At 67.9% G+C, this 25,275-nt stretch carries 18 protein-coding genes; 14 read left to right on the top strand and 4 right to left on the bottom strand.

Translation table 11 applies throughout. From position 1 onward, the window contains the following. Positions 1 to 57 precede the first annotated feature (57 nt). The 8 genes from RVU70_RS07730 (at position 58) to RVU70_RS07765 (ending at position 9,531) form a co-directional block, all read left to right on the top strand. Positions 58 to 1,467: a hypothetical protein gene (locus tag RVU70_RS07730; RefSeq protein WP_363350630.1), complete on the top strand. Its 1,410-nt coding sequence runs from the start codon at positions 58 to 60 to the stop codon at positions 1,465 to 1,467. 15 nt (positions 1,468 to 1,482) lie between these two features. After that, complete coding sequence (locus tag RVU70_RS07735; protein WP_363350632.1) at positions 1,483 to 2,874, top strand: heme biosynthesis HemY N-terminal domain-containing protein; 1,392 nt, start codon at positions 1,483 to 1,485, stop codon at positions 2,872 to 2,874. A 9-nt stretch (positions 2,875 to 2,883) separates the two neighbouring features. Next, positions 2,884 to 3,603: an ATP-binding cassette domain-containing protein gene (locus RVU70_RS07740; protein ID WP_363350634.1), complete on the top strand. Its 720-nt coding sequence runs from the start codon at positions 2,884 to 2,886 to the stop codon at positions 3,601 to 3,603. Next, positions 3,600 to 5,078, top strand: coding sequence for an ABC transporter permease subunit (locus RVU70_RS07745; RefSeq protein WP_363350636.1), 1,479 nt, complete (start codon positions 3,600 to 3,602; stop codon positions 5,076 to 5,078). The genes RVU70_RS07740 and RVU70_RS07745 overlap by 4 nt, the downstream gene beginning before the upstream one ends. Beyond that, positions 5,075 to 6,490 carry a DUF3526 domain-containing protein gene (locus RVU70_RS07750; RefSeq protein ID WP_363350638.1) on the top strand — a complete coding sequence of 472 codons (1,416 nt, stop codon included), beginning with the start codon at positions 5,075 to 5,077 and terminating at the stop codon, positions 6,488 to 6,490. The genes RVU70_RS07745 and RVU70_RS07750 overlap by 4 nt, the downstream gene beginning before the upstream one ends. A 140-nt stretch (positions 6,491 to 6,630) precedes the next feature. Further along, complete coding sequence (locus RVU70_RS07755) at positions 6,631 to 8,304, top strand: acyl-CoA dehydrogenase family protein (RefSeq protein WP_363350640.1); 1,674 nt, start codon at positions 6,631 to 6,633, stop codon at positions 8,302 to 8,304. 375 nt (positions 8,305 to 8,679) lie between these two features. Beyond that, on the top strand, positions 8,680 to 8,958 hold the full coding sequence (locus RVU70_RS07760; protein WP_363350642.1) for a hypothetical protein: 279 nt from the start codon (positions 8,680 to 8,682) through the stop codon (positions 8,956 to 8,958). Between the two features lie 111 nt (positions 8,959 to 9,069). After that, a complete protein-coding gene (locus RVU70_RS07765) occupies positions 9,070 to 9,531 on the top strand; it encodes a host attachment family protein (RefSeq protein WP_363350643.1) in 462 nt (153 codons plus the stop codon). A 52-nt stretch (positions 9,532 to 9,583) separates the two neighbouring features. On the opposite strand, the gene trmD is transcribed toward RVU70_RS07765, so the two are convergent. From trmD to ffh, 4 genes are all read right to left on the bottom strand, one after another. Continuing rightward, on the bottom strand, positions 9,584 to 10,273 hold the full coding sequence (gene trmD, locus RVU70_RS07770) for a tRNA (guanosine(37)-N1)-methyltransferase TrmD (protein ID WP_363350645.1): 690 nt from the start codon (positions 10,271 to 10,273) through the stop codon (positions 9,584 to 9,586). A gap of 40 nt (positions 10,274 to 10,313) precedes the next feature. Then, complete coding sequence (gene rimM / locus RVU70_RS07775; RefSeq protein ID WP_363350647.1) at positions 10,314 to 10,850, bottom strand: ribosome maturation factor RimM; 537 nt, start codon at positions 10,848 to 10,850, stop codon at positions 10,314 to 10,316. A gap of 220 nt (positions 10,851 to 11,070) precedes the next feature. Next, complete coding sequence (rpsP, locus tag RVU70_RS07780) at positions 11,071 to 11,430, bottom strand: 30S ribosomal protein S16 (RefSeq protein WP_363350649.1); 360 nt, start codon at positions 11,428 to 11,430, stop codon at positions 11,071 to 11,073. A 25-nt stretch (positions 11,431 to 11,455) separates the two neighbouring features. After that, positions 11,456 to 12,991 (bottom strand): signal recognition particle protein, encoded by a 1,536-nt coding sequence (ffh, locus tag RVU70_RS07785; protein WP_363350651.1) that lies wholly within the window; start codon positions 12,989 to 12,991, stop codon positions 11,456 to 11,458. Positions 12,992 to 13,337: 346 nt separating this feature from the next. On the opposite strand from ffh, the gene glgB reads away from it, so the two are divergent. The 6 genes from glgB (at position 13,338) to RVU70_RS07815 (ending at position 25,273) form a co-directional block, all read left to right on the top strand. Next, positions 13,338 to 15,542, top strand: a complete 2,205-nt coding sequence (gene glgB, locus RVU70_RS07790) for a 1,4-alpha-glucan branching protein GlgB (RefSeq protein WP_363351265.1) — start codon at positions 13,338 to 13,340, stop codon at positions 15,540 to 15,542. A gap of 27 nt (positions 15,543 to 15,569) precedes the next feature. Beyond that, complete coding sequence (glgC, locus tag RVU70_RS07795) at positions 15,570 to 16,832, top strand: glucose-1-phosphate adenylyltransferase (protein ID WP_363350653.1); 1,263 nt, start codon at positions 15,570 to 15,572, stop codon at positions 16,830 to 16,832. After that, on the top strand, positions 16,829 to 18,307 hold the full coding sequence (gene glgA / locus RVU70_RS07800) for a glycogen synthase GlgA (protein WP_363350655.1): 1,479 nt from the start codon (positions 16,829 to 16,831) through the stop codon (positions 18,305 to 18,307). The genes glgC and glgA overlap by 4 nt, the downstream gene beginning before the upstream one ends. Before the next feature lie 82 nt (positions 18,308 to 18,389). After that, positions 18,390 to 22,502 (top strand): glycogen debranching protein GlgX, encoded by a 4,113-nt coding sequence (glgX, locus tag RVU70_RS07805; RefSeq protein WP_363350657.1) that lies wholly within the window; start codon positions 18,390 to 18,392, stop codon positions 22,500 to 22,502. Positions 22,503 to 22,544: 42 nt separating this feature from the next. Beyond that, positions 22,545 to 23,918: a peptidoglycan DD-metalloendopeptidase family protein gene (locus RVU70_RS07810; RefSeq protein WP_363350659.1), complete on the top strand. Its 1,374-nt coding sequence runs from the start codon at positions 22,545 to 22,547 to the stop codon at positions 23,916 to 23,918. Further along, positions 23,915 to 25,273 carry a S41 family peptidase gene (locus RVU70_RS07815; protein WP_363350660.1) on the top strand — a complete coding sequence of 453 codons (1,359 nt, stop codon included), beginning with the start codon at positions 23,915 to 23,917 and terminating at the stop codon, positions 25,271 to 25,273. Before RVU70_RS07810 ends, RVU70_RS07815 begins: the two co-directional genes overlap by 4 nt. Positions 25,274 to 25,275 lie beyond the last annotated feature (2 nt).

The following is a 25,275-nucleotide window of genomic DNA, read 5'->3' on the forward strand; positions in this document are numbered from 1 at the left end:
CAGGCCGCCTCCTTTATACCTGCGCTGCGAGCGGATGAGATAGCGAGGACGGCAAGCATGGCGGCCCCTGGAAACGAGAAGACCGATCAAGCGTCCAAGCCGGAGGGCCCGAAAGCCCCAAGCGCGCCGGCGCCCAAAGCGGCCGCCGCCGTGGCTCCCGCGAAGCCCGCGCCGTGCAAGGGGGGGCTCGTCTCCAAGCTCGTCGTCGCCGCCCTCGCCCTCCTCGCCCTCGCCGGCGCCGCCGGCTATGCGGCGCTGACGTTCAGGGACGCGGACCCGCGCCTCGGCGTCGCCGCCGCTTATGTGGACGAGGGCGTGAGCGAGGCCCGCGCCCTCCTCGACAAGGGGCAGGCGCTCGTCGCCGAATTGACCGGCGAGACGGCGAAGCCCGACGCCGAGCAGAGCGGCGCGCGGGCGCGTCTCGACAAGGCCCCGCTCGCCGCCCCGGAGCAGCCCGCTCCTGCCGAGGCCGCGCCGGAAAAGGCCCCCGAAGCCGCGCTCCCCGCCGCCGAGCCGCGCCCGGACGCGGTGGCTCCTGAAGCCGCCAAGCCGATCGAGGTCCCCCCGGCCGACGTCAAGCCCGTCGAGAAGCCGGCGGAAAGCGAGGCTGCCGACGCCAAAAAGATCGACGCCCGTCCTCCCGAGGCCAAGCCGCTGGAGCCAAAGCCGATCGAGGCCGCGCCGATCGAATCCCGGTCGGCGGAGGCGAAGCCCATGGAGCCTGCGCCCGTCGCCGCGGCGGCGCCCGTCGCCAAAGCCGCGGGCGTGGACGCCGACGGCTTTTCGGACCGCGATCTCATATCCGCCCTCGAAGGCCGCATCGACGCCTTGAGCGACGAGGTGAAGGCGCTGCGCGACAGGCTCGACGCGCCGAAGAACGAGACCCGCGCCGCGCCCGAGGCCGAGGCGCCCAAGCCCGCTCCTGCGCCCGCTCCCGCGCCCGCCGCCGCCGATACGTCTGGCGCGTCGGTGGTTCTGGCCTTTGCGCTGCAACGCGACCTCGAGGCCGGCCGGCCGTTCGCCGACGAGATCGCCGCCTTTTCGCGCCTGGGCGCAGAGCCGGCCCCGTCGCCGGCCCTGATCGACCTGGCCGAGAAAGGCGCGCCGACCGGCGCGCAGCTGCGCGAGGCCTTCCTGCCGGTCGCCAAGGCCCTCAGGGCGCATGAAAGCCACGGCCAGGACAGCGGCGCGCTGACCGATCATCTTCTGCAGGGCGCCAGCAAGCTCGTGAAAGTTCGCCCGACGGGCGAGGCGGAGCCGGAAAGCCTCGACGGCAAGCTCCATCGCATCGAAGCCGCGCTCACCCACAATGATTTCGCCGCGGCCTTGAGCCTCTATGAGAGTCTGCCCGAGGCGGCGCGGGCCGAATCGAAAGAATTCGGCGCGACGCTGCGCCAGAGGGCCGAGGCGGCGCGCGCCGCGGATGAACTGCTGCACGGCGCGATCGCCGCGCTCGGCAAGAAATAAGCGGGAGCCGCCCTGATGCTTTTCCTGTTCTTTTTCCTGATCGCGCTCGCGGTGGCCGCCTATGGCGTCGAATGGCTGATCGAGCAGCCGGGCTCGCTGACGCTGGAGTTCGCCGGCCGCCATATCGAAACCTCGATCCCCGTCGCCGTGGCCGGCCTGCTGCTGCTGATCGCCGCGACCATCCTGGTCTGGGCGATTCTCGTCGCCCTCGTGCGCCTGCCGGGCCGCATCAGCGGCGGCTCGCGTGAGCGGCGCAAGGCGCGCGGGCTCGACGTGCTCTCGCAGGGGCTCGTCGCGGTCGGCGCGGGCGACGTGGCGCGCGCCCGCAAGGCCGCGCAGCTCGCCGAGAAGCTTCTCCCCGAGGAGCCGCTGACGCAGCTTCTGGTCGCGCAGGCGGCGCAGCTTTCGGGCGACCCCAACGCCTCGGCCAAGGCCTTTCACAAGATGACCCTGAAGCCCGAGACCAAGCTTCTCGGCCTGCGCGGGCTGCATGTGGAGGCGAAGCGCCGCGAGGACGCCGACGCCGCGCATCATTTCGCCGCCGCGGCGCAGGCGATCGCGCCGCTGCCCTGGGCCGGCGCCGCCGTTCTCGAACATCTCGCGGCGACCGGAGACTGGGAAAAGGCGCGCGAGGCGCTCGAAAAAAGCGTCACGGCCAAGGCGATCGACCTTCCCACGGCGCAGCGCTACCGCGCCGTGATCGAGACCGCCATGGCCATGGCGCGCGAGGGCGAGCATCCGCATGACGCCCTCCATCTCGCCCGCCAGGCCCTCAAGCGCCGGCCGGGGTTCGTTCCCGCCGCGGTCACCGCCGCGCGCGTCCTGATCCGCCATGGCGATCAGAAGCAGGCGATCAAGCTCGTCGAAGGCGTCTTTGCGAGCGCGCCCCATCCCGATCTCGCCGAAGTCTACGCCGAGGCGCTGCCGGGCGAGTCGAACAGTCAGCGCGCCGCACGGGTGGAGAAGCTCGTCAAACTCGCGCCGCAGGCGCCCGAAGGACGGCATGCGCTCGCCCAGGCGGCGCTGGCGGGCCGGGACTTCGCCAAGGCGCGCGAGGCGCTTAAACCGCTCATCGCCGAGGGCCGGCATCCGACGGCCCATACCTGTCTGCTGATGGCGGAAATCGAGGACGCCGAAAACGGCCCGAGCGGGCCGGTGCGCGAGTGGCTCGCCCGCGGCTCGCGCGCCCCGCGCGATCCGGCCTGGATCGCCGATGGCGTCGTCTCCCGACACTGGCTGCCCATTTCGCCGACGACCGGACGTCTCGACGCCTTCGAATGGAAAACCCCGCCCCATTCCGCGTCGCCTGTCGCCGGAGAAGGGCGGCCCAATAACCCGTCCGCCTTCCTCGCGCCTCCCGCGCGCACGGCCGAACTCGAGCCCGCCGCCACGCCGGCCGCTGAATGAGGAAGACGCATGCTCGAAGCGCGGGGTCTCACCAAGCGATATGAGGGCGCCGGGGCGCCGGCGCTCGATCGGCTCGATCTGACCGTTCCGGCCGGGGAGGTCTTTTGCCTGCTCGGCCCCAATGGCGCCGGGAAAACGACGACGGTCAATCTCTTCCTCGGTTTTCTCGCCCCGACGGAGGGGCAGGCGCTGGTATGTGGCGTCGACGCCGCGAAAGACCCGCTCGGCGCGCGGGCGCGGCTCGCCTATGTCCCCGAGACGGTCACGCTCTATGGCGCGCTCACGGGGCTCGAAAATCTTGGCTACTTCGTCGAGGTCTCGGGCGCCGCGACGCCGCGTTCCGAGTTTCTCCCGCTGCTGCTCGCCGCCGGCCTCCCCGAGGAGGCCGCGACGCGGCCGGTGCGCGCCTATTCCAAGGGCATGCGCCAGAAGGTCGGCGTCGCTATCGCGCTGGCGCGGCGCGCGCAGGCGCTGGTGCTGGACGAACCCACTTCCGGGCTCGATCCGCTGGCGGCGAACGAATTCGCCAAGCTGATCGAGCGGCTGCGCCGCGAGGGGCTCGCGGTGCTGATGGTCACCCACGATCTCTTCCTCGCCAAGCAATGCGGCGGGCGCATCGGCGTCATGGCGCAAGGGCGGCTCGCGCGCGTGTTCGGGGCCGAGGACGTCGATCATCTCGGGCTCGAACGCGCCTATCTCGATATCGTCGCTTCGGGAGGCACGGCGTGAGCGATCTGGCGCTCTCTCCCGCCGCCGCCTCGGCCCGTGCGCCCGGGCGCTTCAAGGTCATCCGCGCCGTCGCCGCCAAGGAATGGCTGGAGATGCGGCGCGACCGCCGGCTGGTCGCGCTGTTCGCTTTCGCCGCGCTCTTGATGCTCGCGGCGCTCGGCTTCGGGGCGGCGGAGAATGCGCGTCTTTCCCGCGAGCGCGCGGCCGCGGCCGAAGCCGATCGCGAGCTCTGGACCAGCCAGGGCGCCAAGAACCCGCACGCGGCCGCCCATTTCGGCCAATACGCGTTCAAGCCGGAAAGCCCGCTCGCGCTCGCCGACCCCGGCGTCGATCCTTATGTCGGGACGGCGGTGTGGCTCGAGGCGCATAAGCAGAACGAGGCGCAGTTCCGCCCGGCGCGCGACGGCGGGACGGCCGCCCGGCTCGGCGGCTTGTCGCTTGCCTTCATCCTGCAGGTCATCGCGCCGCTCGTCGTGTTGCTGACGGGCTTCGCGAGCTTTGCCGGCGAGCGCGAAAGCGGCGCGCTGAAACAGCTTCTGAGCCTCGGCGCGCGGCCGGGCGATCTTCTCGCCGGCAAGGCGCTGGCGCTCTTCGGCGCGGCGGCCGCGCTGCTCGCCCCGGCGTTTATCTGCGCCTTTGTCGCGGTCGCGCTGCTCGCCGATCCGTCGAAACTCTCTCTCGCCGACCAGTTCCTGCGCCTCGCCGTATTGACGCTCGGCTATGGCGTCTATCTGGCGGGTTTCGCCTTTCTCGCCCTCGGGGTCTCGGCGCTCGCCCGCGACAGCCGCGCGGCGCTCGTCGCGCTGCTCGCCTTCTGGCTCGTCAACGCCTTCGTCGCGCCGCGCCTTTCGGCCGATCTCGCGCGCGCGCTGGCGCCGACGCCGAGCGCGCAGGAATTCCGCGCAGCCATCGCCAGGGACAAGGCGAAAACCTTCGGCCATGACGAGACGCATCCCGCCTTCGTCGCCTTTCGCGACGAGACGCTCAAGAAATACGGCGTCTCGCGCGTCGAGGATCTGCCGGTAAGCTTTCGCGGCCTGACGCTGCGCCGCGACGACGAAAACGGCTACGCGATCTACGACAAGCATTTCGGCGCGCTGCAGGCGGCGTTCGACCGCCAGGACGCGCTGCGGACGGCGGCGGGCTTCGTCTTCCCGCTTCTGGCGATGCAGCCGTTCTCCATGGCGCTCGCCGGCGCGGACAGCCGCGCGCAATTCGATTTCGCGACCGCCGCCGAGGCGCATCGCCGGCTGATCCAGAACGAGGTCAGCGACAACATCATCCACTTCCAGCGCGACGAGAGCTACGTCGCGGGTCCGGAGCTGTGGCGGCGCATCGCCGCCTTTTCCTATTCGTCGCCCAAGGCCGGCTTTGCGCTTGCCGGCGCGCGCGAGGCCATCGCGGGGCTGCTCGGCTGGCTGGCGCTCACCGCGGTTTTCGCACGCGTCGCGGTTCGCCGCCTGAGGCCGCTATGACGAGCTTTCTCGCCGGGCTGCGCGCCGAGGCGCTGATCCTCAGCCGCGCGCGCGCCGTAGGGGTGGCGCTCGTCGCGCTCGCCGCCGCCGCGCTCTTTGCGCTTTACGCCGGCGCGACGCGCGTCGCTACGCAGCAGGAGATCGTCGCCGCCGCGCGCGCCGATGAGGCGCAGCGGATCGACGGCCTGAAGAAGACGCTCCTCACGCTCGAAAGCGGCGCCGCGCAGCAGGAGCCGCCGCCCTATCGCGACCCGCGCAACGCCGCCTTCATGGGCGCCGGGCCGGCCGCGCGCGTCGCGGCGCTCGCCCCGCAGCCGCTCGCGCTCGTCGCCGTCGGCCAGAGCGATCTCATGTCGTCGGCGATCAAGGTGACGAGCGGTTCGAAAGACGCTTTTCTTTTCGCCGACGAGATCGAGAACCCGGCGCTTCTGTCGAGCGGCGCGACGGATCTCGCTTTCATCGTCGTCCTTGTCTATCCGCTCGTCATTCTGGCGCTCGCCTTCAATTTGCTCTCGGGCGAGCGCGAACAGGGCACGCTCGTCATGACGCTCGCCGCGGCGCGTCGCCCCGGCGCGGCCCTTGCCGGAAAATTGGCGGCGCGCCTCGTCGCCCCCATCGCCGTCATGTTTCTGGCGAGCGCGCTGGGGGTCGGTCTTTTCGCGGGATGGGACGCGCTCGCGTCCACAGGCTTCATGCGGCTCGCCGCGGTCATTCTGGTCTATGGGCTGTTCTGGGCGGCGCTGGCGGCGGCGGTCGATGGGCTCGGCCAAAGCTCCGCCTCCAATGCGCTGACGCTCGTCGGCGCCTGGGTCGTGCTCGCCCTGCTGGCGCCGGCCGCAATCAACAGCGTGGCGGCCTACGCCTATCCCGCGCCCTCGCGCATCGACATGACGCTCGCCGCCCGCGCCGCCGCGACCGACGCCGACAAGAACCGCGACGCCATGCTCGCCCGCTATGTCGAGGAGCATGGAAGCGCGCCGCGCGGCGGGCCGCGGGAGGGGACGTTGCGCCGGATCGCGACCCAGGAAGCCGCCTTCGAACGCGTCGAAGGCGTCATCGCCGCCCATGACGCGGCGCTCGGTCGCCAACGCGCTCTCGTGGACCGCCTGAGCTACCTTTCCCCGACAATGCTCGCCTATGCGGCGCTTGCCGACGTCGCCGGAACGGGCGAAGCGCGCTACCGGGATTTTCAGGATCGCTTGGGCGCATTCCACCTCGATTGGCGGGCCTTCTTCCTCTCCCGCGCCAAGGCGGGGCAAGCGATGACGGCTCAGGATTACGATTCCTTGCCGCGCTTCGCGGCGGACGGCGAGGCTGAGGGGGGCGTCACGGCGGCGCTTCTCGGCATGGGGCTTCCGACCTTGCTTCTCGCCCTCTTCGCCTGGCGCGGTTTCCGGCGCGTCGCGCCCTGAAGCCGGGTGACGCGACCCCGTCGCGCCCGCGCTCTTGGGGCGCAGGGCGGCGCTGTTGCGTCGCAGGCGAAATGACGGCATGAAAGGCGCAAATTTGCTGACAGCCCTGCAACGGGCCTCTTTCACGGGTAGGAAAGTCCATGACCGCAGCCGTCGCGTTGAAAATCGAACCCGCCACCTGGCTCGCCGACGCCAAGGAGGCGCAGGGGGCCGTCGAGGCGCTCTACAATGAGGGGCTCGCGAGCGTCCGCGCCCGGGTCTCGCGCGACGGCAAGATCTCCAACGATCTTTTCGAGGCCGACCAGCACGCCGCCCACGGCCTCGCCTGGCTCGCGACCTATGTGCAGGGTCTGAAAGAGCTGATCCATTACGCCGAGCGCCTCCAGGCCGAAGGCGCCTATGGCGAGACCGAGGAGCTCTTGAACCAGATCGGCTTCGCCGAACTGCTCGCCCAGGTCTATGGCGGCATTCCGATGAGCCAGGGCGAATTCGTCCGCCTCTCGGATTTCGGCCTTTCCGCCCAGCAGATCGCCGCCAAGCGGCCGGCCTCGGTCGACCGACTGATCCTCTCCGGCAATACGCCGGCGAACCGCGCGCGCCTCGCCGAGCTGATCGACCATCACGCGGCCGCCGAGACCATCGGCGCGTCCGGCCTCGACGAGACACTCGAGGCGATTCGCAGCGAGATGCGCAAATTCGCCGCCGACCATGTCGTGCCGTATGCGCAGGAGTGGCACGCCAGGAACGCCTATATTCCGCTCGACGTCATCTCCGGCCTCGCCGAACTGGGCGTCTTCGGCCTAACCATTCCGGAGGAATACGGCGGCTCGGGCATGGGCAAGATCGCCATGTGCGTCGTCTCCGAGGAACTGTCGCGCGCCTATATCGGCGTCGGCTCGCTCGGCACCCGCTCCGAAATCGCCGGGGAGCTCATCCTCGTCGGCGGCACCGAGGCGCAGAAGAACAAATATCTGCCCAAGATCGCCAGCGGCGAAATTCTCCCCACGGCGGTCTTCACCGAGCCGAACAACGGCTCCGATCTCGCCGGCCTGCGCACCCGCGCGGTGCGCGAAGGCGACGTCTACAAGGTCACCGGCAACAAGACCTGGATCACCCATCCGGTCCGCGCCGACGTCATGACGCTGCTGACGCGCACCAATCCGAACGAGAAGGGCTACAAGGGCCTGTCCATGTTCATCGCGGAGAAGCCGCGCGGCACGGATGAGAATCCCTTCCCGGCCAAGGGCATGACCGGTGGCGAGATCGAGGTTCTGGGCTATCGCGGCATGAAGGAGTTCGAGATCGGCTTCGACAATTTCGAAGTGCCGGCCGAAAACCTGCTCGGCGGAGAGGAGGGCAAGGGCTTCAAGCAGCTCATGGAGACCTTCGAGTCGGCCCGCATCCAGACCGCGGCGCGCGCGCTCGGCGTCGCGCAATGCGCGCTCGATCTCGGCCTGAAATACGCCAAGGAGCGCATTCAGTTCGGCAAGCCGCTGTTCGCCTTCCCGCGCGTCTTCAACAAGATCGTCGCCATGGCGGTCGAGATCCACGTCGCCCGCCAGATCACCTATTTCGCCGCCCGCGAGAAGGACGAAGGCAAGCGCTGCGACCTCGAAGCCGGCATGGCCAAGCTTCTGGGCGCCCGCGTCGCCTGGGCGGCGGCCGACAACGCCCTGCAGATTCACGGCGGCAACGGCTTCGCGCTCGAATATCCGGTCTCCCGCGTCCTCTGCGACGCCCGCATTCTCAATATTTTCGAGGGCGCGGCGGAAATCCAGGCGCAGGTCATCGCACGGCGCCTGCTGGAGGGCTAACGACGCCACGCCGCTTCACCCGGCGCGTCCAGAGCCCCTTCCCCGCAAGGGGGGAGGGAGAGGATTTCGCGTCTCGCCGAAGGCGAGGCGGAGAAGGGGGCCCTCGCGAGGCCCCCTTTTCTGTTTGAAAACCGACAGACTTCCGACTGATTTTTGCGCGGTCTGCTCAATGCTTTTGCAGTGCGTCAATATAGCGCGGACCGTTGTAATCATTGGGATAGTTTCAGAGGCCAAGATTGATTTTAGACTGGCGAAAGCTTTGAAGCGCAGTATATGTTGCAGCGCACAAACAGCGCGGCGGACATGCGCTAAAAAGCCCGTCCACGAACCGGAAAGCTTTTTCCGGCCCTATGTTGGACGGGCAAGGAGGTCACCATGATGGAATCGGTCAGACAGTATCTCCAGGACTGGTCGGACGCCTGTGAATACGCCAATGAATGTGCGCCCGACCTGTCCGTCCTCGGCAATGGCGAGCCGTTCACGGCGCTCTTCTTCATCGCCGCCGTGTGCTACCTCGTTTACGCCTTCAACGAGGCGCGCATCAGCCGACGCGTGCATGCGACGTCTTCCGTCGCCGGCGCCGCGAGCGAACTCATCGGCGTCGTCGAGCAGATGCAGCAGAGCCGCGCGAATCGCGAAAAGCTCGCGGCCTGACCGCGGGCCTTCCTGTCGGACGCGCGTCGATGCGACGCGCCCGGCCAAGCTTGCTCTCCCCTCGTCCAACGGCCAAATGCACAGGCGTCAGTTATCTTCACGAGGGACGGTATGAGCGCGATTGCAGTGCACAATGGGGCGTGGGTGCTCGTCGGCGACGGTCGGCGGGCGTTGTTCTTTCAAAATCACGGCGACGCTCAACTCCTCGACCTGCGCGTCCTCGAGACCCGGATCGACCAGAATCCCGCGACGCGCGACCAGGGGTCGGACGCGCCGGGCCGCGCCTTCGCATCGGCCGGTTCGCACGCCCGCAGCGCCATGGGCAATGTCGACTGGCACGAGCTCGAGGAAGAGCGCTTCGCCCGCGCCATGGCCGACCGCATCAACGCCGCGGCGGAAAGCGGCGAGCTGAAGGAAATCGTCATCGTCGCGCCGCCCAAGACGCTCGGCGAAATCCGCAAGGATCTCTCCGTGAAGGCGCAGGGCAAGGTCGCCGGCGAGCTCGACAAGGATCTGACCAAGCATCCCCTTCCCGAGATCGAGAAGGCGCTGGCGCTGAAGCCCGCGGGTTAAAACTTCCGCGACGTCATGGCCGCGCATGTCGCGGCCATCTGCGGGAAAGTCATTATTCTTTCCCGCGCGCCAGAAGGTCCGGCCGCCTCGCGCGGGTCAGCGCCAGCGCCTGCTCATGGCGCCATTTGGCGATTTTGGCGTGATCTCCCGACAGCAGGATTTCCGGGATGGGTCGCCCCTCGAAGTCGCGCGGGCGCGTGTAATGCGGATATTCGAGCAGGCCCGTCTCGAAGCTTTCCTCTTCCCCCGACAGCTCCTCGCCCATGACGCCCGGCAGCAGCCGCACGCAGGCGTCCATCAAGGCGAACGCCGCGACTTCGCCCCCCGAGAGGATGTAATCGCCGATCGAGACCTCCTCGAGCCGGCGCGCGGCGATGATGCGCTCGTCGACGCCCTCGAACCGCGCGCAGAGAATGACCGCGCCCGGCCCCTGCGCCAGATCGCGCACGCGCGCCTGGGTGAGGGGGCGGCCGCGCGGGCTCATGAGCAGGCGCGGGCGGGGGTCGTTTTCATCGGCCGCCGCGTCGATCGCCGCCGCCAGCACGTCGGCGCGCATCACCATGCCGGGGCCGCCGCCCGCCGGCGTATCGTCGACGGCGCGATGGCGGCCGATCCCGTGTTCGCGAATCTGGCGCGTCTCCAGCGCCCAGACGCCGCGCGCCAGCGCGTCGCCGGCGAGCGACAGGCCGAGCGGCCCCGGAAACATTTCGGGAAAAAGCGTAAGGATCGTCGCGCGCCACATGGGGCGCTTATGGCATGCGGCCGCTGCGCGCCGCTAGCCCTTACGGCTCCTGCGGTTCGCCTTCGACCTCGGCGGGCGGCTCAATGATGACGCGGCCTTCGGCGACGCTGACGATCGGCGCAATCGCCTTCGTGAAGGGGAAGAGCAGCGTCTCGCCGCCGGCCTTGGGCGCGACTTCGAGAATGTCGCCCGCGCCGAAATTGCGCACCGCGACAATCACGCCGAGTTCCTCGCCCGAGCGCGTCTCGGCGCGCAGGCCGACGAGATCGGCGAGATAGAATTCGTCCTCGTCCTCGGGGGCGGGCAGCTTTTCGCGCGCGATAAAGAGTTCGGCGCCGGTGAGCCGTTCGGCGCCCGCGCGGTCGCCGACGCCCTCGACTCGGGCGACCAGCATGTCCTTCCCCTGGGGGCGGACGGAGAGAAGGGTGAAGCTTCTCGCGCCGCTCTTGTCGCTGAGCGGGCCGTAATCGGCGATCGCCAGAGGGTCGGCCGTGAAACTCTGCAGTCGAATTTCGCCGCGCACGCCATGGGGCGCGCCGAAGCGGCCGAGGAGGACGAGGTTCTTTCCGGCTTTCATGGATTATGCAGCAGCTGAAACCATGGGGCCAAAAATCCCCTCCTCGCGGGGAGGCGCGCGCATAGCGCGCCGGGCGGGGACCGCGCGGAACGCGCGGCTGCAGAAGGCATTTTCTCGAGCGGGCTAAGCCCCACCCGACCCCGCTTCGCGGGGCCACCCTCCCCGCAAGGGGGAGGGATGGAGTCCCGCGAGCGGCGGCTCCGAAATGGAGGTGGAAACCTTACTCCGCCGCGTCGGCAGCGGCGCCGGCGGCTTCGGCCGCGGCGGCGGCGCGTTCCTGGGCCTTCTTCTTCGGCTTGGCCTTCTCGGGGTTGTTGCGGGCCTCGCGCTTCAGCAGGCCGGCGGCGTCGAGCAGGCGGGCGACGCGGTCGGTCGGCTGGGCGCCCTTGACGAGCCATTCCTTGGCCTTGTCCGCGTCGAGCACGACACGGTCGGCGGCGTCCTTGGCCTTCAGCGGGTCGAAGGTGCCGAGCTTCTCGATGTAGCGGCCGTCGCGGGGCGAGCGCGAGTCGGCGACGACGACGCGATAGAAGGGGCGCTTCTTGGCGCCGCCGCGGGCGAGACGGATCTTGAGAGACATGTCAGTTTCCTTGTGAGTTTATCGGTTACTTTTTCTTTCCGAACGGGTTGAGCCCGCTCAGCAGTCCGCCGCCGAGCCCGGGCAGGCTCGGCTTCTGCGCAAGGAGATCGGCCGGGGGAGCGGCCGGAAGGCCGGGAGCGCCGGCAGGCGGCCCCCCGAGCTTCTCCTGCATCTTCTGCAATTCTTCCTGTGACGGCATCGCCATGCCGCCGGGGCCGAGCCCCATCATCTGGGCGGCCTTGCCCATGAGCCCGCCGCGCTTGCCGGCGCCGAAGGACTTCATGAGATCGGCCATCTGGCGATGCTGCTTGAGAAGCTTGTTGATCTCCTCGACCTTCGCGCCGGCGCCCGCGGCGATGCGCTTCTTGCGCGAGGCCTTGAGAAGGTCGGGGTTGCGCCGCTCCTGCGGCGTCATGGAGAGGATGATCGCCCGCTGGCGCTTGATCAGGCTTTCGTCGAGATTGGCCTTGGCAATCTGGTCCTTCATCTTTGCGACGCCGGGCAGCAGCCCCATGATGCCGCCGAAGCCGCCGAGCTTCTCGACCTGCGCGAGCTGGTCGCAAAGGTCCTGAAGGTCGAATTTGCCCTTGGCGATGCGCGCCGCGGCCTTGCGGGCCTCCTCGGCGTCGATCGCGGCCGCCGCCTTTTCGACGAGGGCGACGATGTCGCCCATGCCGAGAATGCGGTTGGCGATGCGCTGCGGCGAGAATTCGTCGAGCGCGTCCATCTTCTCGCCGGCGCCGATGAGCTTGATCGGCTTGCCGGTGACGTGGCGCATGGAGAGCGCCGCGCCGCCGCGGCCGTCGCCGTCCATGCGCGTTAAGACGATGCCGGTGATGCCGACCCGCTCGTCGAAGCTCTTGGCGAGATTGACCGCGTCCTGGCCGGTGAGCGCGTCGGCGACGAGCAGGATTTCATGCGGGCTGGCGTAGGACTTGATGTCCGCCATCTCCTGCATGAGCGGTTCGTCGATATGGGTGCGGCCGGCGGTGTCGAGCAGCACGACGTCGTAGCCTTCCAGACGCGCCGCCTCCATGGCGCGGCGGGCGATCTGGATCGGCGTCTGCCCTGCGACGATCGGCAGCGTGTCGACCTCGACCTGGCGGCCGAGCACGGCGAGCTGCTCCTGCGCGGCCGGACGCTTCACGTCGAGCGAGGCCATGAGCACGCCCTTGCCGTGGCGCTCCTTGAGGCGCTTGGCGATCTTGGCCGTGGTCGTGGTCTTGCCGGCGCCCTGCAGGCCGACCATCATGATCGCGACCGGCGGCTTGGCGGCGAGGTCGATCGCTTCCGTCGTTTCACCCAGGGTCTCGATCAGCACGTCGTTGACGATCTTGACGACCATCTGGCCGGGCGAGACCGATTTGACGACCCCGGCCCCGACGGCGCGGTCGCGCACCTTGTCGGCGAAAGAGCGCACGACGTCGAGCGCGACGTCCGCCTCGAGCAGCGCCCGGCGAATTTCCTTGAGGGCCTCGTTGACGTCGGCCTCGGTCAGCGACCCGCGCCGCGTCAGCCTGTCGAATACGGCGGAGAGCTTGTCGGAAAGGCTCTCGAACATGTTGTCTCTCCCGCGGCGCGGGCTTGTCGCCAGCCGCCGCTCCAAAGCAAAATGCGCCCGGGGGCGCATCGCGCTGCCGGGCGTTGGCCTGCCGCCTCTATGGGACGGCTGGGCTGTTGAACAGTTTTCTCTTACCGAGATTGACCCGCTTTTTAGGGGCGGCGGGGCCGCTCTGTCAATGCTGTCGAGCCGGGCCGTCCGCGCCCCGCGGCGAAAGCGACGACAGATGCGACAGTCTGGCGTCGCGCGGGGGCTTCCCCGGCGGCGCCTGTCGGGCCATCATCTGTTGAAAATCCGACAGGCGCTCCTTGCGAGCCTCTCGGCCTTCGCGGATCATCGGCTTCTTATGCGCACACAGAGCTGGCGGGCCAAACCCGACGAGATCGCGGCCATCCTCGCCGCCCGCCACGGCGATCCTTTCGCGCTGCTGGGCCTGCACGAGACCCCCGAGGGCTTCGTAATCCGCGCCTTCGCGCCCGGCGCGCAAAGGCTCACGGCCGAAATGCCGGACGGGCGGGAAATCGCCGCTCTCGACCGCGTCCACGACGCGGGCTTCTTCGAAGCGCTGACGACGCTCGACAAGCGGGGCCCCTATCTCCTGGCCGCCGAAAACGAGACGGGCGCCTGGCGCTTCGCCGACCCTTACGCGTTCCCGCCGTTCCTCGGCCCACTGGACGACTATCTGCTCGTCGCGGGCGAACATCAGAAACTCTATGAGCGGCTCGGCGCGCAGCTTGTCGTTCATGAAGGCGTCGAGGGGACCAATTTCGCCGTCTGGGCGCCCAACGCGCAACGCGTATCAGTGGTCGGCGACTTCAACCAGTGGGACGGGCGCCGCGCGCAAATGCGCAAGCGGGTCGACAGCGGCGTTTGGGAGATTTTCATCCCCGGCGTCGGCGCAGGCGCCGTCTACAAATACGAAATTCTCGGGCGTCATGGCGAATTGCTGCCGCTGAAGGCCGACCCGCTCGGCTTCGAATCCGAACTCAGACCCTCGACGGCCTCGGTCGTGGCCGCCAACGCGCCTTACGAATGGGGCGACGACATTCATATGCGCGCGCGCGCCAACAACGATCCGCGCCGCGCGCCCATGTCGATCTACGAGGTTCATCTGCCGTCCTGGCGCAAGGCGGAAGGCTGGCGCTTCCTCACCTATGACGAACTCGCCGACGCGCTCGTGCCCTATGTCGCCGACATGGGCTTCACCCATATCGAGCTTCTGCCGGTCAACGAGCATCCGCTCGACGCGTCCTGGGGCTATCAGCCGATCGGCCTGTTCGCGCCGACGCGCCGGCACGGCGATCCGCAGGGCTTCCGCCGCTTCGTCGACCGCGCCCATCAGGCCGGCCTTTCCGTGATCCTCGACTGGGTGCCGGCGCATTTCCCGACTGATGAACACGGGCTGGCGCAGTTCGACGGCGGGCCGCTCTACGAACACGCCGACCCCCGCCGCGGCTTCCATCCCGACTGGAACACGGCGATCTATGACTATGGGCGGCGGGAGGTCGCCAATTTCCTCATCGCCAACGCGCTCTACTGGCTCGATCGTTTCCATATCGACGGATTGCGCGTCGACGCCGTCGCCTCCATGCTCTACCTCGATTATTCGCGCAAGGCGGGGGAATGGGCGCCCAATCCCGACGGCTCCAACGACAACCGCGACGCGGTGCGCTTTCTTCAAAGGTTCAACGAGCTCGTCTACGGGCTTTACCCCGGCGTCGTGACGGCGGCCGAGGAATCGACCGCCTGGGGCGGGGTCACGCTGCCGACCTCTTCCGGCGGGCTCGGCTTCGGCTTCAAATGGAACATGGGCTGGATGAACGACACGCTGCGCTACATGTCGTCCGATCCTGTCTATCGAAAATGGCGCCACAATGAGCTGACCTTCGGCCTGCTCTACGCCTTCGCGGAGAATTTCGTGCTGCCGCTCTCCCATGACGAAGTCGTGCACGGCAAAGGCTCGATCCTTTCCAAAATGCCCGGCGACGACTGGCGCCGTTTCGCCGGCGCGCGCGCTTATTACGGCTTCATGTGGGGGCATCCGGGCAAGAAGCTCCTGTTCATGGGCCAGGAGTTCGGCCAAACGCGCGAATGGGATTATGCGGGTGAGCTCGATTGGGGCCTGCTTCAATATGCGCCGCACTGGGGCGTGCAGGACTATGTGCGCGACCTCAATCGCCTCTATCGCAGCCGCGCGGCGCTCCATGCGCGCGACTGCGAGAGCGAGGGATTCGAATGGGTCGTCGTCGGCGACGCGGAGAGTTCGGTTTTCGCCTTTCTGCGCTACGGCGACGATCGCGCGCGGCCCGTTCTCGTCGTCTCGAATTTCACGCCCGTGCCGCGCCACGCCTATCGGCTCGGCCTGCCGCGCGCCGGACGCTGGCGGGAGATCCTCAATTCCGACGCCGCCGCTTATGGCGGCTCCGGCATGGGCAATCTCGGCGCAATTACAGCGCGGGCGGAAGGCTTCGCGGGTTTTCCGGCCTGCGCCGATCTCGAAATCCCGCCGCTTTCCACAATGTTCTTCGAACCCGACGATGGTCTGGAATGACGCTCTCACTTAAACAGGACGCACCGCATGGCCGCCTATGACAATGCGCCGCTCGCGCGCTACGCCATGGCCTATGTGCTCGCCGGCGGCCGCGGCTCGCGGCTGATGGAATTGACCGATCGGCGCGCCAAGCCCGCCGTCTATTTCGGGGGCAAATCCCGCATCATCGACTTCGCGCTCTCCAATGCGCTCAATTCCGGCATTCGCCGCATCTGCGTCGCGACCCAGTACAAGGCGCATAGCCTCATTCGCCATCTGCAGCGCGGCTGGAGTTTCTTCCGCACCGAGCGCAACGAGAGCTTCGACATTCTGCCAGCGAGCCAGCGCGTCTCGGAGGATCACTGGTATCTCGGCACGGCCGACGCCGTTTTTCAAAACCTCGACATCGTCGAGAGCTACGACCCCAAATACATCGTGCTGCTCGCCGGCGACCATGTTTACAAGATGGATTACGAATACATGCTGCAGCAGCATGTCGAGCAGGGGGCCGACGTGACGGTCGGCTGTCTCGAGGCGCCGCGCAGCGAAGCGTCGGGCTTTGGCGTCATGCAGGTCGATCACGACGACCGCATCGTCGCCTTCTACGAAAAACCCGCCGATCCGCCGGCCATGCCGGATCGTCCGGACCGATCGCTCGTGAGCATGGGCATCTATGTCTTCGAGGCGAAATTCCTCTATGACCAGTTGCGCCGCGACGCCGACGACGCCCATTCGACGCATGACTTCGGCAAGGACATCATTCCCTATATCGTGAAGCACGGCAAAGCCGTCGCGCATCACTTCTCGCGCTCCTGCGTGCGCGCGGCGAGCGAGCAGCACGCCTATTGGCGCGACGTCGGCACGGTCGACGCCTATTGGGCGGCGAATATCGATCTCACCGACTTCACGCCGCAGCTCGATCTTTATGACCGCAACTGGCCGATCTGGACCTACGCCGAAATCACGCCGCCGGCCAAATTCGTCCACGACCAGGTGGGCCGGCGCGGACAGGCGCTGTCCTCTCTCGTCTCCGGCGGCTGCATCGTCTCCGGCTCAACGCTGCGCCGCTCGTTGCTCTTTACCGGCGTGCGCGTGAATTCTTACGCCACGGTCGAGAACGCGGTGATCCTGCCCTATGTCGACATCGGCCGCTCGTCGCGCCTCACCAATGTGGTGGTTGATCGCGGCGTGCGCATCCCGCAGGGTCTCGTGGTCGGCGAAGACCCGGATTTCGACGCGCAGCGCTTCCGCCGCACCGAACAGGGCGTCTGCCTCATCACCCAGCCGATGCTCGACAGGCTTGCGACATGAAGCCGCTCGAGGTTCTCGCCGTCGCCTCGGAGATGAGCCCGCTCGTCAAAACGGGGGGGCTCGCCGACGTCGTGGGCGCGCTGCCGGCGGCGTTGCGCGCCGAGGGCGTCGAGACGCGCACGTTGCTTCCCGGCTATCCGGACGTTATCGCCGCGCTCGGGGCGGGCGAGACGTCGCTTGCCTTCGACGATCTCTTCGGCGGCCCGGCCTGGCTGCATGAGGGACGCCTGGGCGAAGATGTTATCTACACGCTCGTCGCGCCGCATCTCTATGCGCGCGCGGGCGGACTCTATACCGACGCGAATGGCGTCGACTATCCCGACAACGCCTTCCGCTTCGCCGCGCTCGCCTGGGTCGGCGCCGAGATCGCGCAAGGGGCGCTTGCGGATTTCCTTCCCGACGTTCTGCACGCGCATGACTGGCAGGCGGCGCTGGCGCCCGCCTATCTCCATTACAGCGGCCGGCCGCGGCCAGCGACCATCGTCACGGTGCATAACATCGCCTTTCAGGGACAATTCGCCAAGGAATTGCTCGACGATCTGCGCCTGCCGCCGCAATCCTTCCAGATGGAGGGCGTCGAATATTACGGCGCGATCGGCTTCCTGAAGGCTGGCCTCCAGCTTTGCGACCGCATCACGACCGTGTCGCCGAGTTACGCGCTCGAGATCGAAACCCCCGAATTCGGCATGGGGCTCGACGGCCTGTTGCGCGCGCGCGCGAATGTGGTCAGCGGCATCCTCAATGGCGTCGACGAAGCGGTATGGAGCCCCGCGACAGATTCCCGCATCGCCGCCCGCTATGACGCGGGGCGCCTCGACCGCCGCGCGAAAAACAAGGCGACGCTTCAGCGCCGATTGCATCTCGATGCGGACCCCGAGGCTTTTGTGCTGGGCGTGGTGAGCCGGCTGTCTTGGCAAAAGGGCCATGACATGCTGCTCGCCACGCTGCCCGCGCTGATGGCGCGCCGCGTGCAGCTTGCTTTGATCGGGACGGGCGACAAACATCTCGAGGAGAGCTTTCTCGCGGCGCAGGACGCCTATCCTGGCCGCGTCGCCGTCACCATCGGCTACAGCGAGGACATGGCGCATCTCATTCAGGCGGGGGCCGACGCTTTTCTCGTTCCCTCGCGATTCGAGCCCTGCGGCCTGACGCAGCTTTACGCGCTGCGCTATGGCGCAGTCCCAATCGTTTCGCGCCTCGGCGGCCTGAAAGACACGATTGTCGACGCCAATGAGATGGCGCTGCAGGCCGGCGTCGCGACAGGCTTTCAATTCTCGCCGCCCTCGGCGGAGGCGCTCGCCCTTGCGCTGCGCCAGGCCGAGAGGGTTTTCAGGGATAAAGAGACGTGGCGCAGCTTGCAGGTCAACGGCATGAAGACAGACGTGTCCTGGCGCCATCCCGCGCGGCGTTATGCGGCGCTTTACCGTGAGGCGGTCTCGGGGGACGCCGTCCCCTCCCTGTCCCTCCCCCGCTGAAGCGGGCGTGCTCATCCTCTTTGAAGTCGACGGTCTGATTTCCTCTCCCGCAAGGCGGGGGAGGGTTCGCGAGGGAGCCTGAATGCAGATCACGACAGGCGCACCCGAGCCGCTCGGCGTCACGCTCGACGAGACGGGCGCCAATGTCGCCGTTTTTTCCGCCCACGCCGACGAAATCGAGCTTTGCCTGTTCGACGCCGACGACCGCGAGACGGCGCGCATCAGGCTTCCCGCCCGCACCGGCGACGTCTTTCACGGCCATGTCGCCGGGCTCGACGACGGACAGCGCTATGGCTTTCGAGCTTATGGCCCTGACGCGCCGGCGGAGGGGCATCGCTTCAACGGCGCGAAGCTTCTCATCGACCCTTACGCGCTCGCGCTCGACCGGGCGCTGCGGCTGCATCCCAGCCAGTTCGCATTCGGCGAGACCGCCGCAGACGACAGCGCGCCCTTCGTCGCCAAAGCGGTGATGAGCCGGCCGCGGCCTGCGGCGCAGAAGCTTGCGCGCCAGGCGCCGCGAAATGCGATTATCTATGAACTTCACGTCAAGGGCTTCACCGCCGCGCATCCCGATATTCCGCAGCAATTGCGCGGACGGTTCGCCGGCCTCGCGCATGAGGCGGCGATCGCGCATTTGAAAAGACTGGGCGTCACGACGATCGAGCTGCTTCCCTGCGCGGCCTGGATCGACGAACGCCATCTGCCGCCGTTGGGCCTCGCCAACTACTGGGGCTACAATCCGATCGCCTGGATGGCCCCCGATCCGCGCCTGGCGCCCGGCGGGTGGGGCGAGGTGCGCGCAGCCGTCGAGGCGCTGCACGAAGCAGGCCTCGACGTGATTGTCGACGTCGTCTTCAATCATACCGGAGAGAGCGACGCATTCGGGCCGACGCTTTCCCTGCGCGGTCTCGACAACGCTACCTATTACCGGCTTGCCGAGGAGAAGTCGCGCTATGTCAATGACGCCGGCTGCGGCAATATTCTCGCCTTCGAGCGCGCAGCCGTCGTGCGGCTCGCCATGGACGCGCTGCGCGCCTGGGCGACCTTTGGCGGCGTCGACGGTTTCCGCTTCGATCTCGCGACCACGCTGGGGCGCTTCCCCTCGGGCTTCGATCCCGACGCGCCTTTCCTGACGGCGCTGCGGCAGGACCCGCTGCTGCGCGAGCTCACGCTCATCGCCGAGCCCTGGGATCTTGGTCCGGGCGGCTATCGTCTCGGGCAATTCCCGGCGCCCTTCGCCGAATGGAACGATCGTTATCGCGACAGCGTCCGGCGTTTCTGGCGCAAAGACGCCGCGGGCGTGGGAGAATTGGCGACGCGGTTCGCCGGTTCACAGGATTTGTTCGCACGCCGTCGTCCCTCGAGCAGCGTCAATTTCGTGACCGCGCACGACGGCTTCACGCTGCGCGATCTCGTCTCCTACGAACGTAAGCGCAATGAGGGGAACGGCGAGGACAATCGCGACGGGACAACTGACAATCTCTCCTGGAACAATGGCGCGGAAGGCGAGAGCGACGAGCCTGCAATCATCGCGGCGCGCCAGCGGGATCAGCGCAATCTGCTGGCGACGCTCTTCTTCTCGCGGGGAACGCCCATGCTCGCCATGGGCGCCGAGCTCGGCCATACGCAGAACGGCAATAACAACGCCTATGCGCAGGACAACGAAACGAGCTGGATCGACTGGACGCTGGCGGACGCCGGGCTGATCGAGGCGACGGCGAAACTCATTGCGCTGCGCAACGCGCATCCCGCGCTGGGGGACGATCGCTTCCTCGACGGCGCCGCCCAGGACGATTCCCTCATCCCCGATGTGGACTGGCGACGGCCCGACGGCGCACCGATGCGCGAGGAAGATTGGCGCCGAGGCGACGCGCCGACTCTGATCGCAACGCTTTATGCGCAGGGCGACCGCGTTCTCGTCATTCTTCACAGAGACGCCGCGCCCTGTGGCGTGACGGCGCCGGAGACGCGCGACGGCTATTGCTGGCGCCTGGCCTTCGACGCCTCTGAGGGCGAGGCGAGAGTTGAAGCGGGCGATGTGACGGCTCCGGCGCGAACGGCGGTCTTGCTCGTCGAAGAAAAGAGCGCTGCGCCGGCTCGCTTGCCCGCCCCCGACGACGCGCTGATGGCGCGGCTCGCAGAGGCGGCGGGCGTCGCCACGCACTGGCGCGACGTCGACGGCGTCGACCATCAGGTCCCGCGCGACACGCTGCTTGCGCTGCTGACCCGGCTCGGCCTGCCCGCGCGAAGCCGGACTGACGCGCGCGACAGTCTGCTGCGTCTGGCGCAAATGCGCGATCGCCGCCCCTTGCCGCAACATCTCGTCGGTCGCGAACATGCGCCTGTGACGCTGCGCCTCGGCGTTGAGGCTCCCGCGCGTCTGACGCTCGCGCATGAAGACGGACACGAAGAGCCGCTGGTCCTGTCGAACGTGGCGCCCTGCGCCTGGCTTGGCGCGGACGGCGTCCGGCGTCACGGCCGCCGCGCGTCATTGCCGCCGCTTCCGGCAGGTCGTTACGACCTCCGCGCCGAGGATGGCGCAACCTGTCGTCTCATCGTCGCGCCGGCGCATTGTCATCTTCCCGAAGGCCGCGCGTTCGGATTTTCGGCGCAGCTCTATTCTTTGCGCCGCGACGGCGATCAGGGCATGGGCGATTTCACGACGCTGCGTCGCCTCGCCGAGGAAAGCGCCAAGGCCGGCGCGGCGCTCGTCGCCCTCAATCCCCTGCATGCGCTGTTTTCGCAGGACCGCACGCGGGCGAGCCCGTATTACCCTTCCGACCGGCGCTTTCTCGATTCGCTTTACATCGACCTCGCCGATTGCCCCGGCGCCGCATTCGACCCTGAAAACGCCCGCGCATTGTCCTTGCGCGACATGGTCGAGTATCCGGCCGTTCAGGCGCTCAAGCAGCGCGCGCTCGAAACGGCCTTCGCGCAATTCGACGATCTGGCGCGACGCCAGCCGGACGCCGCGCCCGTCGCAGGCTTCGCCCGTTTTTGCGCCGATGGCGGCGAGGCGCTGACGCGCTTTGCGCTTTTCGAGACGATCAGCGAGACGAGGCGCGGCGAAGATTGGCGGCGCTGGCCGCAGGCCTTGCGCGACGCGCAAGCGGCCGCGCTCGCCGCTATCGCGGATCAACATGCGACGCGTCTGCGATTTCACGCATTCCTGCAGTGGGTCGCCGATCGTCAATTCTTTGGGGCCGCCGCGGCTGCGCAGCGAGCGGGTCTTTCGCTCGGCTTTTGCCGCGACCTCGCCATCGGCGCCGCTCCCGACGGCGCGGAAAGCTGGCGCAAGGCCGCGCATCTCATCGCGGGCTTTTCGATCGGCGCGCCGCCCGATCCCTTCAGCCGCGACGGCCAGAATTGGGGCTTGCCCGCGCCCAATCCGCTGGCGATCGAAGCTGACGGCGGCGCCGACTTCGCCGAGCTGCTCAGCGCCAACATGCGCCACGCCGGCGCGCTGCGCATCGACCATGTGATGGGGCTCGCGCGGCTCTTCCTCGTGCCGGAGGGCGCAAAGGCCGGCGAGGGCGCCTATGTCTCCTATCCGCTCGACGCGCTGCTCGCGCAGCTGTCGCTCGAAAGCGTCCGGGCGCGCTGCGCCGTTATTGGCGAAGACCTCGGCACGCTGCCCTGGGGCTTCAGGGAGCGTCTCGACGCTGCGCATGTCCTGAGCTATCGGGTGCTCTGGTTCGAGCGCGCCGGCGCAGGCTTCGTGGCGCCGCGCGACTATCCGGAAAAGGCCATGGCCTGCGTCTCGACACATGATCTGCCGACGTTACGAGGCTGGTGGGAAGAAGCCGACATCGCCGAGAAAGAGCGTCTCGCGCTGCTTTCGCCGCAAACCGCCGCGGAGGAGCGCGAGGCGCGGGCGAGAGACAGGCGCGCCCTCATCGACGCCTTGCAGGCCGAGAGACTTATCGCGCCGCGCGACGTAGAGACGCCGTTCGACGACGCGCTGGCGCAGGCGCTGCATGCGTTCGCAGCGCGCACGCCCGCGCTTCTCGCCGTGGCGCAGCTCGACGATCTCGCCGGCGAAGCCGTCGCCGTCAATCTGCCCGGAACCGACCGCGAGCGGCCGAACTGGCGACGCAAGCTGCAACCCGCAATCGAAGCGCTATTTACCTTGCCGCGGGCGGGCGCGGTTGTTTCCGCCCTCCGCCGCAATGTGGACCAGATTGCCGGGCCATAGTTCCGGCCAGTTTTTTTCAAAGACGAAGGATCTGCGGCGCGCATGACGGCATCGGCGGAGCGGTTTCGGGTTGGCGACATGCGCAGGCGCGCGGTCGGCGGCCTCGCTTTCGCCTCCGCGGTCGCCGTCGCCTCGCTCGCCGCGCGCGCCGAGGAGAAGGCGGCGACGCCCGCAGACGGTTCTGATCTCACCATCCGGCGGCTCGAGCTGCGCGGCGTCGAGGACGTCATCGGCGAAAGCAAGGAGCGCGCGCGCAAGCTCGAACAGGACGTGGCCGCCCATGCGGCGATCCGCGAAAATCTCAACAAGACGCTGATCGAGGCGACGGGCCGGCTCCAGGAGACCGAGGCCCGCGCCGCCGAGATCGAGACGCGCCTCGAAAAGCTCGGGCTGCAGGAAAAGGCCATCGTCGATTCACTTGAAGGCCGCCGCGCCACGATCGTCGAAGTGCTGATGGTTCTGCAGCGCATGGGCCGGCGTCCGCCGCCCGCGCTGCTCGCTCGGCCGCAGGACGTGCTCGACGCGTTGCGCGCCGCGCTGGCGCTCGGGGATCTGTTGCCGCAGATGCGCGCGGAAGCGCAGGCGCTGCAAACGGATCTAACCGAGCTCGTGCGGCTGCGCGACGGCGTGCGGCAGGAGCAGGCGCGCCTGACGAAAGAAAAGACGGCGCTCGCCGAGCAGCGCGAAAAACTCGGCGCGCTCATCGACATGCGCCAGGAAGCCCTCTCCGCGGCGCAGTCGGCGCTGCAGAGCGAAAGCGCGCGCGTCGAGAAACTGGCGCGCCAGGCGACGAGCCTGAAAGAGCTCATCACGCGCATGGAGGCCGAAAGCGAGGCCGCGCGCCAGGCCGCCGAGGCCGCGCGCAAGGCCGACGCCGAGCGGGCCGCCGCGCAGGCGAAGCTCGACGAAGAGCAGCGCCAGAAAGCGCTGGCCGCCCCCTTCAAAGACCCGGCGCGGCTCGCGCCCGCCGTTTCCTTCGCCGATCTCAAGGGGAAGCTCAATTTTCCGGTCGCGGGGTCGGTGCTCAAGCGCTACGGCGCGCCCGACGGTTTCGGCGGCAAGGAAAAAGCCTATTTCATCGGCGCGCGCGACAATGGCGTGGTGGTCGCGCCCTGCGACGGATGGGTCGCCTTTTCAGGTCCTTACAGAACTTATGGACAACTCTTGATCATTAACGCGGGCGGCGGCTATTATGTGGTCCTGGCCGGCATGAGTCGCTCGAATGTGAACGTCGGACAATTCGTCCTGGCGGGAGAGCCGGTGGCCAGCATGGGAGACGGAGCCGCGCAGACGGCGGCGACCATCGCGATCGGCGCGAAACAACCCATTTTGTATGTCGAGTTCCGCAAGGACGGAACCTCGATCGACTCGAGCCCATGGTGGGCCAGGTCAGACAGTCGGAAGGTCGGCGGATGATTCGCAAAACTGCTCTACTCGCTACCGGAATCGCCATCGGCGCCGGTTGCGCGACGCTTGGCCAGCAAGCGCGGGCGTTGATTGGCACGCCGGCGGTGGCGGCCACCGCCGACACCTATAAATTCCTGAGTCTGTTCGGCGACGTTTTCGACAAGGTTCGCGCCGACTATGTCGAGAAGCCCGACGAGCAGAAGCTTGTCGAAAACGCCATCAACGGCATGCTGACCTCGCTCGATCCGCATTCGAGCTACCTCGACGCCAAGGGCTTCAAGGACATGCGGACCCAGACCGAGGGCAAATTCGGCGGGCTCGGCATCGAAGTGACGCAGGAAGACGGCCTCGTGAAGGTCGTGACGCCGATCGACGACACGCCCGCGTCGCGCGCGGGCATCATGTCCGGCGACCTGATCGGCGCCATCGACGACGAGAGCGTGCAAGGCATGACGCTCAATCAGGCCGTGGACAAGATGCGCGGCGCCATCAACACGCCGGTGAAGTTGACGATCTACCGCGGCAAGGACAAGGACAAGCTCGACGTCAAGCTGACCCGCGCCGAGATCCACATCAAATCCGTGCGCGCGCGCAAGCAGGACGACGACATCGCCTATGTCCGCATCTCGCAGTTCAACGAGGAGACCGCGGACGGCCTGCGCAACGCCATGGCCAAATATGCGCAGGAAATCCCGGCCGACAAATTCAAGGGCTATATCATCGACCTGCGCAACAATCCGGGCGGCCTGCTCGACCAGTCGATCCAGGTCGTCAACGCCTTCATCGACAAGGGCGAGATCGTGTCGACGCGCGGCCGCAACGCCGACGAGACCCAGCGCTACAACGCCCGTCCCGGCGATCTCTCCAAGGGCAAGCCGGTCGTGGTGCTGATCAACGGCGGCTCGGCCTCGGCGTCCGAGATCGTCGCCGGCGCGCTGCAGGACCACAAGCGCGCCACGCTGATCGGGACGCGCTCCTTCGGCAAGGGCTCGGTGCAGACCATCATCCCGCTCGGCGGCGCCAGCGGCGCGCTGCGCCTCACCACGGCGCGCTATTACACGCCGTCCGGCCGCTCGATCCAGGCCAAGGGCATCGATCCCGACATGGTGATCCTGCAGGAAGTCCCGGACGAGCTGAAGGGCAAGGACGACACCAAGGGCGAAGCCTCGCTCAAGGGCCATCTGAAGAACGGCGAGGACGAGAAGACGGGCTCGCAGGCCTATGTGCCGCCGGACGAGAAGAAGGACAAGCAGCTCATCGCCGCCATCGACCTGCTCCATGGCAAGTCCAAGGCTCAGATCCTGGCGGAACAGTCCAAGGACGTCGCCAAGGACTCGACAAAGGCCGCGACCAAGGCCAATTAAGC

The sequence above is a fragment of the Methylocystis echinoides genome (genome assembly GCF_040687965.1).
GTDB lineage: Bacteria > Pseudomonadota > Alphaproteobacteria > Rhizobiales > Beijerinckiaceae > Methylocystis > Methylocystis echinoides_A.